Raw genomic sequence first — 17,989 nt, forward strand, 5'->3', positions numbered from 1 at the left:
AGACCACCATTCATCCAGGAGAGCAGACATGATTGGATTCGCACTGACGGTGGGGCTGATCGCCGTCCTGTTGGCGACGGCCGCACAGGCGCAGGATGGCCCGGCGGAGACCCTCGCGGAGGCTATCCTGGATCGGCTTGGGGCGCAGGGGCTGTGGCCAAGCTGCCCCGCGACGACAGACGGCGCGGTTCCGGCGTCTGACTATGCGCACCTGGTGATTCGCGGCGAGTGGAATGAGCGCTGGCCTGACGGCGCGGGCGGCATGAAGACGGTTGCAGTGCGCGGCGAGCTGTGGAGCGCCGCAATCCAGGCTGCCCTGGACGCACACGCGAAGGTGCTGATACCGGCGCGCCCGGAGCCGTACTACCTGGACGCGCCGCTGGTGCTAAAGTTCGGGCAGACGCTGATCGCTGACCCCGAGGCCGAACTGCGCCTGAAGCCCGGTACCAACACGTGCCTGGTCCGCAACGCAAATCCAGTGAGCGGCTGGCCCGGGCCTGTTCCCGAGACCTCGCCGGACACAGACATCACCATCCAGGGCGGCATCTGGACCGACCTTGCCACAGCGCCGGCCGAATCCAACGGCAACGGCCGGGGCAGCGTGGACAGGGCGAATTCGGTGCCCGGGGCCTATGGCATCATCGTGCTCACCAACGTGGCGCGGGTTGTGGTGCGCGACCTCGTGGTTCGCCAGTCGCGGCCATTCGGGGTCCATCTCACGAATGCTCGCGACTTTCTGGTGGAGAACCTGCGGTTCGAAGACCACCGCCGCGACGGCGTGCATGTGAATGGTCCCGCATCCTACGGGCTGGTGCGCGGGATCAGCGGTGTCACCGGGGACGACATGGTGGCTTTGAATGCCTGGGACTGGCAGGCATCCACCATGACCTTCGGCAGGATTCACCACGTCCTGGTGGAGGATGTCACGGGGCGCGAATTGTCGGCGGAGTCATCCGGACCGGTGCCTGACGGTTCCGCGGAGATCCGCCTGCTCCCGGGTTACAAGCGCTTCCCGGATGGCGCGAAACTCGCCTGTCCCATCGAAGACGTTCTCATCCGCCGCATCCGATCGATCCGCACGCTCAAGATGTACGACCAGCCGAATCTGGAGATGGGGCGAGACCTGGACTTCTCCCAGCCCATCGGCGAGATGCGCGGCATCTTCGTGCGGGACGCGGTGACCGTGCCCACGCATGAGGCGCTGGCGCAGGTCCACAGCAACGTGGACGGGCTGGACATTGCCAACGTGGTGCTCCAGGCCTCCGCGCTGCCGGACGGCTACGCGCTGGTGAGTGTAGGCCCGCTGTCGGCCGTCTACAAGCACAATCCGGCTGACCCGGCCACCTGGGTCGAGATCTTCTCGCCGGACAAGGACTGCACCGTGCGCAACCTCAGCCTGAGCCGGATTTCGCTTCAGCCCCCGGACGGCGAAAGACAGGCGCTGGACGCCGACGCGCTGATCAGGGTCATCGAGCAGAAACCCAACCCGGACTACCCCCGCAGCCAGCCGAAGGGTGGCACAGGCAGGGGCCATCTGGTTCAGTAGAGAAACCTGGACGAGACGTGAGAACGCGTTCGGAGGCCCCCTTGCTGATCGCGCTTCCTGCACTGTCTGCGTTGTTGTTCGCGCAGGGAGCCGTGGCACAGCCGATCATCCAGAACCCGTCCTTCGAGAAGTTGGATGAGACCGGAATGCCCGACGGCAGCCGCGTGTACAGGTTCGACGGCGATCAGCCCGTCTGGGTGGTCTGGAATGCACTGCGCGACAGCGAGGTTACCGTGGACGTGGGCGATGCGAGCGTCTTCCCGTGCGACCTGTAAGGGGCGAAACTCACGGCCGTGCCACAGACCGGGAAGGTGACCGTTCGCGCGGGCATGGAGCCGGTCTATCTCGCACCCGCCAGGTGAGTGCCGGAACGTAGCCCAGACGGCGCCTTGCCATTGCCGACGGCGTTCGCTTCCGGAAAGGAAGGGAGTACTTCGCGGTCACTCCGGGTATGGGTAACGGACAGGAGGGGCATCTCAGCGCCGTTACCAGCCGGAGGTGGTCGCCTTGACCTATGCGAAGCAGGCCGTGCTTGCCGTAGTGATCTCGCTGGTTGCCGTTGGTGTTATACTCGTGACCTGTCCGGGATGTGGTGGTGGAGATGATGGTGGAGCGGCACAGACCGCTCGTCTCTCGGTTGCGATAACAGACGCGAGTGGCCCCTTTGCTGAAGTGCATCTCTCCGTGGTCGCCGTCCGGGTGGTCCGTCTTGGCAGTGGCAGCGCCCCAACGGGACCCGGCCTTCCCCTCATCGCAAGTTTCTCCCCGGCGCGGCAAGTCAGTGTTCTTGATCTTGCCTACCAGCAGGAAATACTCGGAACGGCGAGCGTGCCCGTGGGCACCTACGAACAAGTCAGACTGGTGGTGGCTCCCAACGTGTCAGGGCAGCCGCCCGCGAACTATGTGACCTTGCTGTCAGACCCCACAACGAAACTCCCCCTTGATACCCCCAGTGGCGAGACGGCGGGACTCAAGGTCCTGGGGCGTTTTGAGGTCCAGCCGGGCGTTGCCAACGCCATTGTTCTCGACTTCGATCCGTCACGGGCGATCGTCACCGCAGGCCAGAGCGGCAAGTACCTGTTCAAGCCCACAGGCATACGCATCGTCGATGTCAGCCAGACGCTGCCGAACTATGGGTCGCTCTCGCTGACTGTGGACCCTGCGTCCGCCTGGCCGGACGCCATGGTCTACGTCACGCCTATGGGCAGCAGCGTCCCGATCGCAGCCGGCACGGTGAACACCAGTGATGGCTCTTTCCGGGCATTCCTGCCCTCGGGCCAGTATTCCGTAAGCATCACCGCTTCCGGATTCCAGACGTACAACACAGCGCTCCTGGCGCCACCGATCTACTACCCGGTAGCTATTGGGGCAGACACGCCGGTAGGCACGGTAACACTGGCTGCGCCATAGCTTCCATCGGGTTGGGTATGCTGCAGTGTCGGACGTACCACAAAAGCCAGAAAGGGGTGGACGAGATGAGTAGGAGCTGGAAAGCAGTCCTGGCAGCCGCGGCCATCTTCGTAATGGCCGCAGTTCTGGGAACGGCGGCGAGGTCATTCGTTGCCGGGAGTTCCCAAGCGGCCTACGCCGATCCCCCGGCGCGATACAGCGCTGGCGCCGATCTGGGTGTGACCGTATGGCCTGAGATGTTGGGTGGCCGCGAAGTGGCGACAATCGTTGTCAATGGCGTGGCCGTCATGCGAATGCGGCAGAAGTACGGTAGCTGGAGCCCGTCCGACCGGGCGAAGATGGTGGCTGACCGGCTTCGGCCGCTGTTGGCTCAGGGCCTGCAACCCTCCGACATTCGCTCGGCCCGGTCTCGCGGTTCGTACGTCGTCCGGGCGCGAGGGGTGGACCTGGTCACCGTGATGCCATTTGACGCACAGCTCGTAGACTCATCGCGGGCTGAACTCGCCGAAGCCTGGGCGAAGAACCTCCGGATCGCGATGAGACGCAACGCCACAGTGACCGGCGGCGTTGGGACCATCGAAGGCGTGAACTATCAGGAGGCAGATGGCCAGTACTCCGGCTATCCCTCCACGCCCAGCGCCGAATGGAGGCCGCCCGAACGGTACGATGACCGGTACGTGCCCATCGTGAGCGTGCTGTCCGGCTTCAAGCTGGGTGTTGCACGGGTCAACGGGCCTGTCTCGAAGCTCCAGCATGTGCAGGCTGTCGCGCAGCTCGAGACCCACTGGAAGGACATACTCGAGATCGACATATTCGTGCCCATCTCAACGGAAGTCCCCGGAAAGACCCTGGATCGCGTGGAAGGCTGCGCGGTCACGGGCTTCGTGGACTACGACTTCTGAAGGAGGCTGCCGACATGACACGCACAAAGCGTTTCACAGGTATCAGTGCGCTGGTTGCCGCGGGCTTCCTGGTGGGCGTCCTCGCCGGCCCGCCGGCGGCGCAGGCGATTGATGTGGGCGATATCCTCAAAGGAGGCGGCATCGCGGCCGTGGTGTCGATCTTCGGCGATGAGATAAACAGCTTCATCAACACGATCCTCCTGCAGCGCGAGGCGGAGATCAAGCAGATGACCAAGGTCGTTCCCGTGGTTCGAGTCGGTGGGGGCGGCGGGGGAACGGCAGTGGGCGCGGTGCAGGTTCAGGGACCGCGTGAGCAGGTCCGTCTCGTGCAGGCGGTGGTGGAAGTTGAGCTGAAGGTCGGCAACCGAGTGCGCGGCCGGGCGCTGCTGCCGGTGACGACCAAGGAAGTCTACACATCAACCATCCGGAGCGTGGGCGGCGTCGGGGTGTCGGCGAACATCAAGCACCCCCTGTAACAGGCGCGACATGCACACACACCGCGGCCCCCTGCTGGCAGACCGGCGGGGGACCGCTTCATTCCCGTCGACGTTCAGGGCTCAGTCATCCCGCCTCTCCGCACCTGTAGCCTCTGCGTTCGCGGTTCCTGCGCGGATATAACTGCCGTCCGCGAAGTACAGCACGCTGTATGAGGACCCCAGCACAACATCCAGGTCCCCGTCGCGGTTGATATCCACCACCGAGGGCTGAGGGTACGGAATCCATGCAAGGTCGAGCTTCCTACCGGGGAACTGGAGGACCGGCCCATCATCCCCCGGGCGGTTTTCGACAACCATCACCTGATCGCCCGCGCCTCCGCCGGACTGCGCGACGATGAGATCTGGCCTGCCATCTCCGGTCATCTCGGCAGCCGCCACATGCACGCGCCCTGACAGCTTCGCCAGTATCCTGCCCGGCGCAAAGACCGGATCTGCGGCCGTCCCCACGTTCCGGAAGTGGGTCACCCCACCCACGGCATCGCCTGTTACGAGGTCCTTGAGGCCATCGCCATCAAAGTCCGCGCAGGCCGGGACTGCACGGTTCCCCTGGAGCACGGTGAAGTCGGTGATGGGAGTGTCCGGGTCGATTCCCGCGACAAGGGGCGCACCCGTCTCAAGCTGCAGCCGCGTTCCCTCGTCGAAGACGGGCGCTTCCCGCGTTCCGGTATTGCGGTAATACCAGACATACCCGGCCACGTCTCCGACGATGATGTCCTGATCGCCGTCGTCGTCCCAGTCACAGGCAATCGAAGCGGCCCACGGATCGCCATGCTCCGGGGGCTTGCACATGCTCGCACCAGACGCCGTACGCAACTCGGCCACGTCTTCGAAGACGGGAGGGTTGCCCTGAACGGCGTTCGACTTGAGGGAAACCGATCCTCCTCCGTGCGCCTGGAGCGCATCCAGCCCGCCGTCACCGTCCCAGTCTCCCATCCAGTCGGGATGAACCAGGTGGGGCACCCAGCCCACCGTCAGCGGCTCCTGCCGGCGGAACAGCGGCTGCGTCGCGGTACCCACGTTCAGGTATACGACGGCAACGGTGTTCGTGCCCACGATGAGGTCCTGCAGGCCGTCGGCGTTCCAGTCGACAAACTTGGGATTGAGCAGGAAGGTCTCGTGCCAGGTCCCATCCAGCGGGAAGGACACCTGGGTCAGAACAGGAGCGGCGGCGGTTCCCCTGTTCTTGAGCATGAACAGTCCGGGGCGACCGGCGGGCGCCTCTTCCCCACCGCTGGCGCTCATGAACATGCTGCCGGTCACCAACTCGGGCAGTCCGTCGCCATCGATATCGCGCGCCGTGGGGGATGCCTGCCAGATCACGTCGAAGATCTCGCCGTCCGCCTCGAGGGCCCCGCGAGCAGACAGGATCGGGAGGCCATCCGCCTCGGCGCCCACATTCTCAAAGTAGAAGATGCGGCCCGTGACATACCCGCCCATGAGCAGGTCGAGCCGCCCGTCGCCATTCCAGTCCACCACTTCCGGGACGCCGGTGTAGTCCTTTCCGAAGATCCCCGGCGCTTCGGGCACAGGCTCGAAGGGGCAGGTGATCGGCTGCCCGTCAGCGAGGATCTGCCCGCGAGACGTCAGCTTCGGCGCTGTGCGCGAGCCCACGTTCTGGAAGAACCTCACCTGCCCGCTGGGGTCGTGACCGACGATCAGATCGGGCAAGCCGTCGGAATCCCAGTCAGCCACGCGGGGCGCCGAATACCACGGCACCTTCAACGGCTCGCCGTCGGCCTGGATGAAGTATGGCCCTTGGAACTCGGGCGCTTCGGTAGAGCCGACATTGCGGTACAGGAACACGTATCCGCGGATATTGCCGATGAGCAGGTCAAGCCGGCCGTCGGCATCCCAGTCAAAGGCGTCCGGGCGGGTATGCAGCATTGACGGCAGCGGGCCGCGTTCCCGGAACAGCCCATCCCCGTCGCCGATCCAGCCCCTCGCCGGGGCGCGCACGGCATCGGACGATTCCGCGAGGTCGAAGTAGATCGCGTAGTGGGACACTGCGTCGCCGCGCTGGGTGTGGGTCCACGTGAGTCTGCCGCGCTGGCCGTCTCCGAGCAGGGAGAACAGCCACCAGTAGGGCCGCGGGTCGACCTCATCATACCGGTAGGGCAGGTCATGCGGACCTCTGCCGAGGCGGAACGCCACTCCCCCCACTGGCGCCCCGGTCGCGGCATCATGCTGGATGACCTGGATTGACGCGGGATCGACGAGGCCACTCACACCAGTCTCGGCAAGCACCTTGCCGAAGTCGAGATCGATGGTCGCAGGCCGGCAGTCAAACTGGCGCGGGGCGATGTCCGCCGGGGCAACCGACACGAGAAGTCGGAACCGGCTCTTCCCTGTCCATTCGACATCCGGTGCGGCCCACAGGCAGGACGATGAGAGTACGGTGATGCCCAGCGCAAGCATGGCGGTCAAGGGGAACGGCTTCATGGGACAATTCCCTCCACCCGGGCGGTCGCAGCCCGAAGCTGCCTTCGCTTTCGACGAACCGGAAACCTCCCGGCGCCCGGACCCCACGGGCCTTGTAAGCTGTCACGGGTCCCGTGCTCTGGACGGCGAGCACACCCGTGACCTGTGCTTGTGCCTGCGTACGGGGAATGCCTCACCGCGCAGGTGAACAGCTGCGCTGCGGTGAATCGGTTCGTGTCGCGCCAATATGCCCTCGATTGTGGGGGCGAAGGCGGAGGTCACCTGAGATGACCAGGCTGCTGGCGACAGTCGCGCTCGTCGCGTGTGTGTTTGGCGCTGCGTGGGCGCAGATGACGCCCGGTAACCCGTTGTCCGGCCTCGAACTGCTGCGGGATCAGCAGACCATGAGGTCCTCGTCCTCGGACCCTGACTGGCGGAACGGGAATGGCGATGCCCGCGGTATACCGGCGGGGCAGACGCTCACGCTCTGCGAGCTCGAAGGCCCTGGGGTCATCACCCACATCTGGTTCACCATCGCCCACAATGTCCAGGGGTACTCGCGCCTGCTCACGCTGCGCATGTACTGGGACGGCGAAGAGCATCCCAGCGTTGAGGCGCCAGTCGGTGACTTCTTCGTGATCGGGCACGGGGTAGACAGGCCTTTCGCATCTCTGCCCGTGCGGGTGAGTTCGGACGGACGGGCGCGCAACTGCTACTGGCCCATGCCTTTCGCCAGATCCGCGCGAATCACCGTGACCAATGAAAGTGACCAGCCGTGCGGGGCGTTCTTCTGGTACATCGACTGGCAGAAGCAGAGCACGCTGCCCGAGAACACTGCCTACTTCCACGCCATGTACCGCCAGGAGTTCCCGTGCATGATGGGGCGGAACTACCTGATCGCGGACATTGAGGGACGCGGGCAGTACGTAGGCACGGTGCAGAGTGTCTATCACACATCCGAGGGATGGTACGGAGAGGGCGACGATTTCTTCTTCATCGACGGTGAAGAGGAACCGCGCCTGCGAGGTACGGGCACTGAAGACTACTTCTGCGATGCCTGGGGTTTCCGCCAGTTCGACGGCCCCTACTACGGCATCCCGCTCTGGGAGGGCTACTCACCCGGAGACCGGGGCACGGCTTACCGCTGGCATATCGGCGACGCAGTGTCTTTCCAGAAGTCCCTGCGCGTGGAGATCGAGCACAAGGGCTCCCAGAGCTTCCCCGACAATACCTGGAGCGGGTTCATCGAGCGCGATGACCTCATGTCCTCGGTGGCCTTCTGGTACCAGACCGAGCCCCACAAGCCCTGGCCGCCGCTGCCGCCGGGCTCGAAACGGCTACCCTCCAGGGACGAGACCATCGCCATCGGTTACCGGCTTGTGCCCACCGCTGCCCACTCAGAGCACCCAATGTCGGTTCAGGATCTCCCCGGCATGGCCACGGATGGCAAGCAGATGTTTTTCACCCCCCGGGATGACACGGGTTGGGTGGAAATCCCCTTCACTGTTGCCGAGGACACCACCGCGCTTCTCGTGGGCAAGTTCATCCACTCCTGGGACTACGGCACCTACCGAGCCCTGCTGGATGGACAGCAGTTGGAGATCATGGACCTGTACAACTCCGCACCCACCCCGAAGGAACACAAGTGGGGTATGCGGGAACTCAAGGCTGGCGAGCACATCCTGCGCCTGGAGTGCGTCGGGAAGCCCGAGAAGTCCAAAGGTTTCTTCCTGGGATTCGATGCCCTGGTGTTCCGCATACCCGCATACACGCGTCCGGCCGGCAAGGATCTGCGGGACCTGCAGGCCGGGAACTGAACCCGGTTCTCGCCGGCGAGGGAGCGTGACACCGAGATGACGTTCGCCGGCTTCACGGCTGCCGCACGTGCCGTCCTGCTTGCTGTCGCCGCGGGCTCCTGCATGGCACAGACAGTGGAGACGCCCGGCAGGATTGTTGTGAAAGATGGAGCGTTCGTGGTCAAGGAAACCGGCGAGCCCTTCACCCCGCTGGGAGTGAACTACTACCGCGTCGGCAAAGTGGACGGCGACAAGGTGGTCCATGCCACCTTCTGCCCGGGCTTCTATGACAGGCCCTTCATCGAGAAGATGATGGCCGATGTCGCAGCCTGGGGCTTCAACACCGTCCGGACCTTCCAGGTGTACCACGTCGGCCCCAGCGGCATACTGGTCTCGCGCGAATCCCGCGAGATCGCGCCGGGCTACCTGGACAACGTGGTCCATTTCCTGCAGCAGGCGCGTGCCCACGGCATCCACGTGATCTTCTCATGGGACATCTGGATGCCCGGCTCGGACTGGTGGGCTGAGACACCGCTACCTGGGGAGGAAGCCTGCGACCTGCGTCCGGACTGGGATAATGCGCAGGGCATCAACGGCTTCCGCCTGCACCGGGGCTCGGTGCGGACCCGGGCCAATGCCATCGTAGCGCTGATCGAGGCGATCCGCGCCCGGGACCCGAACCTGCTGCCCGTGGTTATGGCCTGGGAGCTTGAGAACGAGGTGTATCTGAGCGCCACGAAGGAGCCCTTCAGCCTGCGGAAAGGGGCATTCCGGTTCGCAGGCCGAAGCTACGATCTTTCCTCCGACGCGGAAGCTCAGGACCTCATGGATGCGGTGCTGATCCAGTGGGCCGATTGCTGCGCGCGGGCTATCCGCAAGGCTGACCCCGAAACACTGGTGGGCACGGGTCTCTTCAGTTTCGCCGCCGTGGGCAGAGGTGGGCCAGGCACGCGTTCGCGGGACCAGACCGCCGATGAACGCATCCCCGGGCGTCCGCTTGCCTTGCTGCGATCGAGTCTCGACTACGTTGACCTGCATCTGTACGCCTGGCGCACCCCGGAGAAGAGCGTCGCGTGGCACCTGGAGCGCAACCTGGAGTCCTCGGAGTGGGACACGGTCCGCTCGGCGGCGCGTGACCTCGGCAAGCCCCTGATGTCGGGCGAATGCGGGCTGTTCGCCAACTACCTGCGCAGTGCACCGAACTGGCAGGAGATCAACCACGAACTGGGCGCGGATTGTTTCCGCGAGCACGTCGAGGGTATGGGACGCGCAGGTCTGGCCGGTGCACTGTACTGGTCCTACGGGAACCCGGACAGCACCGCCGGAGATGAGAACCCCGTACTCACATTCCACCCGCAATACGGGCGCATCCTGCGGGAAACCTGGCCGAAGTAGGTGCCACGCCGATCGCCGGCTGTGAGGCAGGCCGGGTGGGGGACGCCGCCGGGGAAGCGCACCGACTGGCTGCGTACCCGCGCCATGATGCAGGCCGAGAGTGACCTGTACTACATCAGTGCGCTCATCATCGGTGTTGAAGGGGAGATCATCGGCCGGTACCCAAAGCGGCACCCGGCCCAGTTCTTCGAGGGTACCGCGCTCGGACTGACCTGCAATGGAGCTGAGTTCCTGGTTGTCCCAACTTGCAGGGCCAGGGAATGGGGACCCATCCAGCAGATGCAACATGCCCGGCCCTGGCACGAGTCGCCGAGACTTCATGGCCTTACCTCCTGTTTCTGGAACACTGACCGGGGCGGCTGTGAGCCTCTCTTGACTTCCCCGAATTGTCCTCCCCGTGGCTGCAAGGTGGCCTGCATGCCAGCAGGGAAACCGCACACAACCACGTGTGTTCCAGCACAATCAGCGCGAAGCGGAGGCGTGGAACAGATGGGCAACACAACATCCCGCACGGCAAGCCGGTTCGTCGTGGCTGTAGCACTGCTTGCATTGCTTACCGTCACCGGGCACACAGGGGAGACAGTTCCCCTGACCAGTCTCAAGCTGGATCTTGCCACACAGGATTGGGGAACGCCGCGGGTGGATAAGTCGGTGGACGGCAACCCGCTTTCCATCGGCGGCCGAAAGTTCGAGCACGGATTCGGAACCCACGCCATGAGCGTGCTGTATGTGAGCCTCAAGGGCGGCAGCGACCGCTTCGCGGCCTGGGTCGGGGTGGATGACGAAATCGGCGACCGCGGGACCGTGGAGTTCGTGGTGCAGGGAGACGAACGTGACTTGTTCCGGTCTGGGGTGATGAAGGGCGGGCAGGAAGCAAAGAAAGTGGACATCGATGTCCGCGGGATCCAGATCCTGGTGCTCCTCGTGACAGACGCAGGAGACGGCATCAACTACGACCACGCCGACTGGGCTGATGCGCAGTTCGAAGTATCGGGTGCGAGGCCCGTGGCGATGGCTGGCCCTGACGGCGAGCCGGTAATCCTCACCCCGAAACCTGGGCCCGAGCCGCGCATCAATGGCCCGAAGGTATTTGGAGCGCGCCCCGGCAACCCATTCCTGTTCAAGGTTCCGGCCACGGGAGACAGGCCCCTCACATACGCGGCGGAAGGCCTGCCGGAGGGCCTGAGCATCGACCCGGACACAGGTATTATCACCGGATCGGTTGTGCAGGTGGGAACGTACCGGGCAATCATCACGGTAAGCAACGCGCTGGGAAGCAAGTCCCGCGAGCTGCGCATCGAGATCGGCGAGGGCATCGCGCTCACGCCGCCGATGGGCTGGAACAGTTGGAATTGTTGGGCCGGAGCGGTGGATGAGGACAAAGTGCGCCGTTGCGCGAGAGCCATGGTGTCCACCGGTCTTGTCGACCACGGGTGGAGTTACGTGAACATTGACGATACGTGGCAGGCCGCAAGAGGTGGCCCGCTGAATGCACTCCAGGGGAACGAGAAGTTCCCGGACCTCAAGGGCCTCTGCGATGAGATACACAGTCTCGGTCTCAAGGCCGGGATCTACTCGACCCCATGGATCACCTCCTACGCAGGCTTCCCGGGCGGCTCCAGCAATTCCGAAGACGGAAGCTGGAACCGCGAGCGCGGCCACGGCAAGTTCGGCTTTGAGGAAGCCGATGCCAAGCAGTTCGCGGCCTGGGGATTTGACTATCTCAAGTATGACTGGAACCCCAACGACGTCCCGCACGTGGAGAAGATGGCCGTCGCCCTGCGAGCAAGCGGGCGGGATATCGTCTACAGCCTGTCCAACAGCGCGCCGTATGAGCTGGCTTCCGAGTGGATGCGTCTGGCCCACTGCTGGCGGACCACCGGCGACATCACCGACCGCTGGAGCAGCGTGAGCGGGATCGGATTCTCGCAGGACCCGTGGGGACCTTTTGCCGGCCCGGGCCACTGGAACGACCCGGACATGCTGGTTGTGGGGGAAGTCGGCTGGGGTCCGAACCTGCACCCCACCCACCTCACGCCCAATGAGCAGTACAGCCACATCAGTCTCTGGTGCCTGCTTTCGGCCCCGTTGCTGCTGGGCTGCGACCTGGAGAAGCTGGACGACTTCACCCTGAGCCTGCTCACCAATGACGAAGTGCTGGAGATCAACCAGGACCCTCTCGGTGAGCAGGCCAGGCGAGTAGCCGTCACGGGGAAAACTGAGGTCTGGTGCAAGTACCTGGAAGACGGAAGCCGAGCGGTGGGGCTTTTCAACCGCGGGGAGACCGAGGTCACAGTCACGGCGCACTGGCCGGACCTGTGGATTCAGGGGCCACAGCGAGTGCGGGACCTGTGGCGACAGGAGGACCTGGACGTCTTCACGGACCACTTCGAAGCGAAAGTCCCCCGCCACGGGGTTGTGCTGGTGAAACTGACCGCGGATCAGTAGGCATCTGCCCAGCGCCGGCCGCGATAAAAGACCGTGTGGGACAGCAGATCGTTCCGGCCGGCAGACCCTTCGCGCGTGCGCACCGACCCTCTGACCGGGTTTCGGGCCTCACAGCCCGCGAAGCGGGCGTCAGCCTATAGCCACGGGTCGAGTGGAGCGAAGCGGAACGGAACCCGCGGACTCGGCCCGCTCAAGACGCTTCGAGCGCCCGAAGAGGCGGCACAAGCCCGCAGCTTCTCCCCGGCCTACCCCCCAATCAGCCGCACGAACCGCATGCTCCGTGCAGGCAGGAACAGCGTGGCCTTGCCGTCCTCGGGGACCAGCCCGTCCGTCCGGCTGATCGTCACCGTCTGCTCGTCGCGCGTGTAGTTGATCAGCACCAGCCCGGCAGTTCCATCCGGACTGCGCCACGCGCTGTGCAGGACCGCCGGGCGCTGCACAGTGAACGGCTCGATTGTGGATGGGGGAGTGAAGATGCTGCGCATGATGCAGGTCACGTCCACTGTTTCGCAGTCCACGGTGCCCGGCGCCAGCATTTCTCCCCACAGCAGCCACTCCCGGTGTGCGTGGTAGAACCGCGCCAGTTCCAGGAAAAACTCAATGTCGCACGCCAACTCGGGGTCTGCAAGGTGCTTCGCGGTGATATTGGTCGCCAGAGGCTGGCAGCCGCAGGCCACTGTTCGCGCCATGTCCAGCGCGAACTGGTCCGGGCAGAGCGCGTGCCAATCCCTTTCCTCGGACGGATCGGGCCGGGCCTCCTGCGGCCATTTCTCGTCCCACGGCGTAATTCCGTCGATATGGGAGTAGTTGCCGAAGACCACCGCGTGCCCGTGGTAGATGGCGTGGAACAGGGGGATGAGCGTGGTCCCTTTGCAGCCGGCCGCTCCCCGGGAGGCTTCCCAGCTAGTCTGCAGCGTGATACAGCACTCGAGCAAGTCCTGGTATACTTCGGCCACGCTTTCGCTGCTGATCACGAACCCGGGATGGCGTTGGCGCACCTTGCGAAACATCTCCCGGAAGCCCTGCACGCCGTATGATCCGCCGCCGGGGACGTGTCCGTGTTCGGTGCTGAAACACGGTCGCGTTCCACCGATGATCGCGATCTGGTCGATGTACAGACCGTCCAGCCCAAGTGCCACCGCACCGTCCACGGTTTTCAGGACCTGTTCGTGCCACCCCTCGGCGGCCCCGCAGGTGTGCATGAGCTTGCGGTTCATCCAGGTGTTGTAGACGTGGCCCCAGTACTCCCCGTCGCGCAGGACTGTGGTGCACTTGCGGCCTTCGGTCTCCCACCGCGGCTCGTCACGGTCCCATGACATTCCGTTGCTATAGACCTGCACGCTCACATTGTTCGCCTGAAGATCTGCGACTGCCGCGCTGAAGGCTTCCGTCCCCTCGCGCGGAGGGAAGTAGTCCGGATAGCTGGTATCATACGGGTGCTTGTGCCACCAGTACCAGTCCACCGCGATGGGCAGGTCCAGGCGGCGCGCGATTTCCTTCGCCACCGGGCACACGTTATCGATGCGCCCGCGAAGCCACAGCCAGCAGGCGAGGTCCGCGACGTAGCTGTTCCGGCGCTGGTCTGGTCCCCGCGATGCCCAAACCTGCTCCAGCGCCCAAGGCCGATAGATTCGGGCGCTCTCGTACCACCCGCCCACAAAGGGCGCGATGGAAACCGGGTAAGCGGGCATCTCCGGCCGCCCTTCGGGGGGCTGCGGCAGGAGGTGCTCGATGCAGAGCTGGGCAGTTCCTTGTCCCACGCGAAGCAGCAGCGACTTCATCCACCCGCTGGTGTCTCGCGAGTCCAGGTGCAGGCCTGCGCCGTCTGCAAGCCATGCGGTAAGTTGGACGTGCATCCACTGGCGGGAGCAGGCGCTCATGTCCGGCGCATCCACCGCGTGCTTCAGCGGGTTGTCCACCAGCATCCCCAGATCCAGCGGCACCACCCACTGCGCATCGCCTGTATAAGGGACGCGTAGTTCCGGAAATGCCAAGGCTGCGGGCTTCAGACCGTCGGGAAGTTCCAGGTGCTCGAAACGCCCCCGGAGCAAGCCGTCGGACAGCTCCCAGAGCAAAGACACGCTGGCGTCGACATGCCGGCCATCTTCGTAACTCAGCCGATCAAACACCACCCGCAGGTGCGTCGCGTCGAGCTGGTCGATGCTCGCCGCGTCATCCGGCCTCAGTGGCTCGGGAGCACTGTCCTCCCAACCTGTGCGCAACGACCAGCCGAAGCACGGCGCCGTGAACGCCCACGCGCAATCCGCGCGGCTGACCGCGAGCAGTTCCCCCCGCTCCGAGAAACGGGCAGAGAGGCCGGAATCATCACGCAGGAGAAAATCGCCTGGAACGGACGCGGGGGGCCTGTGGGTATGCATTTCCATGCTGTGCAGCTCCCAGTTGGGGACGATCAGTGACGCAAAGGCGGCCCGCACCTGGCAGGCCGTCGCACAGTCTGCCACCCTTGACAGAGGGTGTCAAGAACATGGGGCAGGTCTCAGTCTCCCCGAGGCGAATACCCTGTTGAGTCCTCAGCAACCTGCGAGGTGCCAGCCATGAAGGTTTTCGAGTATGGCATATTACTCTGTATTCTGGCAGCGCTCCCGGCCTGTCAAGCGCCGGCGCAATCACTCACTCTCGCTGACAATGGCCGGAGCGAGTTCCGCATCGTGATTGCGAAAGACGCTTCGCCGTCCACCAAATGGGCGGCGGATGAGCTGCAGCGATGGCTCAAGGAGATGACGGGGGCGACGCTCCCAATTGCCACGGACGACTCCGCCATGACCGAGCACGAGATCGTCCTGGGCGCCAACGCGCACCTGGCGAAGCTCGGGGTTCGACCTCCCATGGATGAACTCGGCCTGGAGGGCTACATCATCCGTACCAGCGGCCCGCACCTTCTGCTCATTGGCGGCCCGGTGCGCGGCGTGGTGTACAGTGTCTTCGGGCTGCTTGAAGACCACCTCGGCTGCAGGTGGTTTACGCCGGAAGTCAGCCGGATCCCGAAGCGGAACAAACTCACCGTGGGGCCGCTGGATGAGAAGAAGATTCCGGCCCTTGAGTACCGAGAGCCTTTCGTGATGGATTGCTTCGATGGTGACTGGTGCGCGCGCAATCGTGTCAACAGCTCGGCCGGGCGCCTGGAAGACAAGCATGGCGGGAAGATCCAGTATTACGGGTTCGTCCATACCTTCAACCAGCTGGTGCCGCCCGAGAAATACTACGACGAGCACCCCGAGTACTTCTCGCTCATCAACGGCAAGCGGATGAAGGGCTACTACCAACTTTGCCTCACCAACCCCGACGTGCTGCGGATCGCCACCGAGGAAATCCGCAAGCGCATGCGCGAGCACCCCGAGGCATTCGTCTTCTCGGTTTCGCAGAACGACACGCATGGAGCCTGCCAGTGCGAAAACTGCCAGGCCATTGTTGAGCGCGAGGGTTCCGAAGCCGGTCCGCTGATTGAATTTGTCAACAAGATCGCCGACGCGGTCAAAGACGAGTTCCCGGACAAGGCAATCGACACCCTGGCCTACCAGTACACCCGCAAGGCGCCGAAGAACGTGCGCCCGCGCCCCAATGTGATCGTGCGCTTGTGCAGCATCGAGTGCTGCTTCTCCCACCCGCTGCGTACCTGTAACAGTGGCGAGAACGCTGCTTTCCGCAAGGACCTGGAAGACTGGGCGAAGGTGAGCGAACGGCTCTGGGTATGGGACTATGCCACATCTTTCGCGAACTATCTCGTCCCCTTCCCAAACCGCCACGTGCTGCGGGACAATATCCGCTTCTTTATCGAGAACAACGTCACCGGGATATTCGAGCAGAACACCTATACGACCCTTTGCGGAGAGTTCAACGCGCTGGACGGATACATGCACGCCAAGTTCCTCTGGGATCCGAACTACGACGAAGACAAGGCGATGGACGAGTTCCTCGCGGGCGTGTACGGGAAGGCAGCAACCCCGATCCGCAAGTACCTGGACATGCTCCGCGACAAGGTGGTCAACGAGAACATCCACATGCACATCTGGGAAGGCCCGAATGCTCCCTACCTGACCGACGAACTCATCGCAGAAGCCGACAAGCTCTGGGATCAGGCCGCCGCGGCGGTTGCCGACGATCCAGCTACGCTGAACCGCGTGAACGTGGCGCGACTCAGCATGGACTGGCTGATCCTGGAACGCACGAAACGGACCGTCACCAGTGCCTACGAGTTCCGCAATGGCAAATACGAGGCCGAAGCGATCCCCGGCTACCGGGAGCGCGTAGACCGGTTTTTCACCACCGCCGCGAAGAACAACCTGACGCAGCTGCGCGAGGGCGGGACTCCGCCGGAGACGCTGTGGCAGAGGCTTCGCTCGAAATCCTCTTCTTACGACGTCCTGAGCATGGGCGACCGTGCACTGTCAGTGGGCATCGTGCCCGGGCTTGGCGGGCGCATCCTCATCATGCAGTCCGAGGGCGGCCCCAACCTCCTGTCCCTGGGGGCACCCGAAGATCCCGCCTACCCGGCGACAGGTGGCTATGGTGAGTCCTGGCAAGGCGGTCTGCACGGGCCCGGCTGGTCCGACCCCTTCGAGTCCAGCCCGGTCCAAGAGACGGACGACTCGTGGTCCGTGGAGATGACCCACGATCTGGCGGACGGTGTCAAGCTAACCCGTACTGTCATGGTCCCCAAGGGCAAGGGCTACTGCGAGATTCTCTCGTGCGTGAGCAATGGGCGCGAGGATCAGCAACCGGGAGACCTGCGCGCATGTTTCGGCCTGGACCTGGGCGATGTCGACCAGGTCACCGCGATCCTGCCGGCCATGGGTGAGGAAGGCGTCATCAGCCTGTCGCTGACGCAGGACGAGGCCAAGCGGCAACTTTCCTTCACCCCCGAGCAGATCGGGGGCGGCGTGAAGTTCGTAAACCACGCCGCGGGCAAGGGAGTTGAGATCATCCCCTCCGCGCCGCAGATCGAGCGGGTCTGGGTGCGCGTGGATGCCCGTCGAGACGTGATCACCTTCGAGGTGAAGACAAGAGCCACCGTGGCCCCCGGCGAGAAGGCCTGCCTGCGCCAGTGGGTGCGGCCCCTGCGCAATGTGGCGTCCTTCGCCAGAGCCGTTCACAGTGGTGCGGAGACTCACAGCGCACGCAGACTGGTTGCCCAGGATGACGAGATTACCCTGGGCAACTACGGCAACTGGGGATGGATTGAGCAGGTTGAGGGCGCATCGGACGGCTACGCCATCCGCCTGAACAATAACCACATCGAGTGGTGCTGCCAGTGGCGCTACAATCACCAGGAGCTGGAGCCGGAAACGAAGTACGATGTGTTCGCGCGGATCAAGGTCGGGAAGAAAGGTGACGGCGGCAACGCCTTCTGGGCAGGCATCTACGACACCCTCACGGGCGCGGACCTGGGTACCTTACAGCCCTCGATGACCGCCATCCCCGACAGCGATTGGCGCATCTACAAGCTCGGAACCATCACGCCGGGCCCCGGCCATTACGTCTGGATGGGCCCGCAGAACAACCCCGACAACCAGGACGGTCTGTGGCTGGACTACTTTGAACTGAAGGCTGCCGAGTAAG

The 17,989-nt window shown here is 64.2% G+C and carries 11 protein-coding genes; 9 read left to right on the top strand and 2 right to left on the bottom strand.

The window, feature by feature from the left end:
* The first annotated feature begins 28 nt into the window (after positions 1-28).
* The 5 genes from HPY44_11120 (at position 29) to HPY44_11140 (ending at position 4,334) form a co-directional block, all read left to right on the top strand.
* The gene (locus HPY44_11120) at positions 29-1,546 is read left to right on the top strand and encodes a hypothetical protein (protein NSW56558.1); all 1,518 of its coding nucleotides are present in this window, start codon (positions 29-31) and stop codon (positions 1,544-1,546) included.
* A gap of 41 nt (positions 1,547-1,587) precedes the next feature.
* Positions 1,588-1,821, top strand: coding sequence for a hypothetical protein (locus HPY44_11125; protein NSW56559.1), 234 nt, complete (start codon positions 1,588-1,590; stop codon positions 1,819-1,821).
* 232 nt (positions 1,822-2,053) lie between these two features.
* Positions 2,054-2,956, top strand: coding sequence for a DUF4382 domain-containing protein (locus HPY44_11130; GenBank protein NSW56560.1), 903 nt, complete (start codon positions 2,054-2,056; stop codon positions 2,954-2,956).
* Between the two features lie 65 nt (positions 2,957-3,021).
* Positions 3,022-3,858 (top strand): hypothetical protein, encoded by an 837-nt coding sequence (locus HPY44_11135; protein NSW56561.1) that lies wholly within the window; start codon positions 3,022-3,024, stop codon positions 3,856-3,858.
* A gap of 14 nt (positions 3,859-3,872) precedes the next feature.
* Positions 3,873-4,334, top strand: coding sequence for a hypothetical protein (locus HPY44_11140; GenBank protein ID NSW56562.1), 462 nt, complete (start codon positions 3,873-3,875; stop codon positions 4,332-4,334).
* 81 nt (positions 4,335-4,415) lie between these two features.
* Here the strand turns inward: HPY44_11140 and HPY44_11145 are convergent, their stop codons facing one another.
* The gene (locus tag HPY44_11145) at positions 4,416-6,794 is read right to left on the bottom strand and encodes a VCBS repeat-containing protein (protein NSW56563.1); all 2,379 of its coding nucleotides are present in this window, start codon (positions 6,792-6,794) and stop codon (positions 4,416-4,418) included.
* A 329-nt stretch (positions 6,795-7,123) separates the two neighbouring features.
* Between HPY44_11145 and HPY44_11150 the strand changes: the two genes are divergently transcribed.
* The 3 genes from HPY44_11150 (at position 7,124) to HPY44_11160 (ending at position 12,412) form a co-directional block, all read left to right on the top strand.
* On the top strand, positions 7,124-8,590 hold the full coding sequence (locus HPY44_11150; GenBank protein NSW56564.1) for a DUF2961 domain-containing protein: 1,467 nt from the start codon (positions 7,124-7,126) through the stop codon (positions 8,588-8,590).
* Between the two features lie 36 nt (positions 8,591-8,626).
* The gene (locus HPY44_11155) at positions 8,627-9,964 is read left to right on the top strand and encodes a cellulase family glycosylhydrolase (protein NSW56565.1); all 1,338 of its coding nucleotides are present in this window, start codon (positions 8,627-8,629) and stop codon (positions 9,962-9,964) included.
* Between the two features lie 489 nt (positions 9,965-10,453).
* Entirely contained in the window at positions 10,454-12,412 is a 1,959-nt protein-coding gene (locus HPY44_11160) for an NPCBM/NEW2 domain-containing protein (protein NSW56566.1), read from the top strand.
* A 245-nt stretch (positions 12,413-12,657) separates the two neighbouring features.
* Here the strand turns inward: HPY44_11160 and HPY44_11165 are convergent, their stop codons facing one another.
* Positions 12,658-14,796 (bottom strand): hypothetical protein, encoded by a 2,139-nt coding sequence (locus tag HPY44_11165; GenBank protein ID NSW56567.1) that lies wholly within the window; start codon positions 14,794-14,796, stop codon positions 12,658-12,660.
* Between the two features lie 171 nt (positions 14,797-14,967).
* Here HPY44_11165 and HPY44_11170 point away from each other — a divergent pair, with 171 nt between their 5' ends.
* The gene (locus HPY44_11170) at positions 14,968-17,988 is read left to right on the top strand and encodes a DUF4838 domain-containing protein (GenBank protein NSW56568.1); all 3,021 of its coding nucleotides are present in this window, start codon (positions 14,968-14,970) and stop codon (positions 17,986-17,988) included.
* Position 17,989: the final 1 nt, after the last annotated feature.

The sequence above is a fragment of the Armatimonadota bacterium genome (assembly GCA_013314775.1).
GTDB lineage: Bacteria > Armatimonadota > Zipacnadia > Zipacnadales > JABUFB01 > JABUFB01.

What these genes read in the sequence shown, in the direction of transcription:
- HPY44_11135 (NSW56561.1), top strand. Translation starts at nt 3,022, where the DNA reads ATGAGTAGGAGCTGGAAAGCAGTCCTGGCAGCCGCGGCCATCTTCGTA.
- HPY44_11150 (NSW56564.1), top strand. Translation starts at nt 7,124, where the DNA reads ATGACGCCCGGTAACCCGTTGTCCGGCCTCGAACTGCTGCGGGATCAG.
- HPY44_11165 (NSW56567.1), bottom strand. Translation starts at nt 14,796, where the DNA reads ATGGAAATGCATACCCACAGGCCCCCCGCGTCCGTTCCAGGCGATTTT.
- HPY44_11160 (NSW56566.1), top strand. Translation starts at nt 10,454, where the DNA reads ATGGGCAACACAACATCCCGCACGGCAAGCCGGTTCGTCGTGGCTGTA.
- HPY44_11155 (NSW56565.1), top strand. Translation starts at nt 8,627, where the DNA reads ATGACGTTCGCCGGCTTCACGGCTGCCGCACGTGCCGTCCTGCTTGCT.
- HPY44_11140 (NSW56562.1), top strand. Translation starts at nt 3,873, where the DNA reads ATGACACGCACAAAGCGTTTCACAGGTATCAGTGCGCTGGTTGCCGCG.
- HPY44_11170 (NSW56568.1), top strand. Translation starts at nt 14,968, where the DNA reads ATGAAGGTTTTCGAGTATGGCATATTACTCTGTATTCTGGCAGCGCTC.
- HPY44_11120 (NSW56558.1), top strand. Translation starts at nt 29, where the DNA reads ATGATTGGATTCGCACTGACGGTGGGGCTGATCGCCGTCCTGTTGGCG.
- HPY44_11145 (NSW56563.1), bottom strand. Translation starts at nt 6,794, where the DNA reads ATGAAGCCGTTCCCCTTGACCGCCATGCTTGCGCTGGGCATCACCGTA.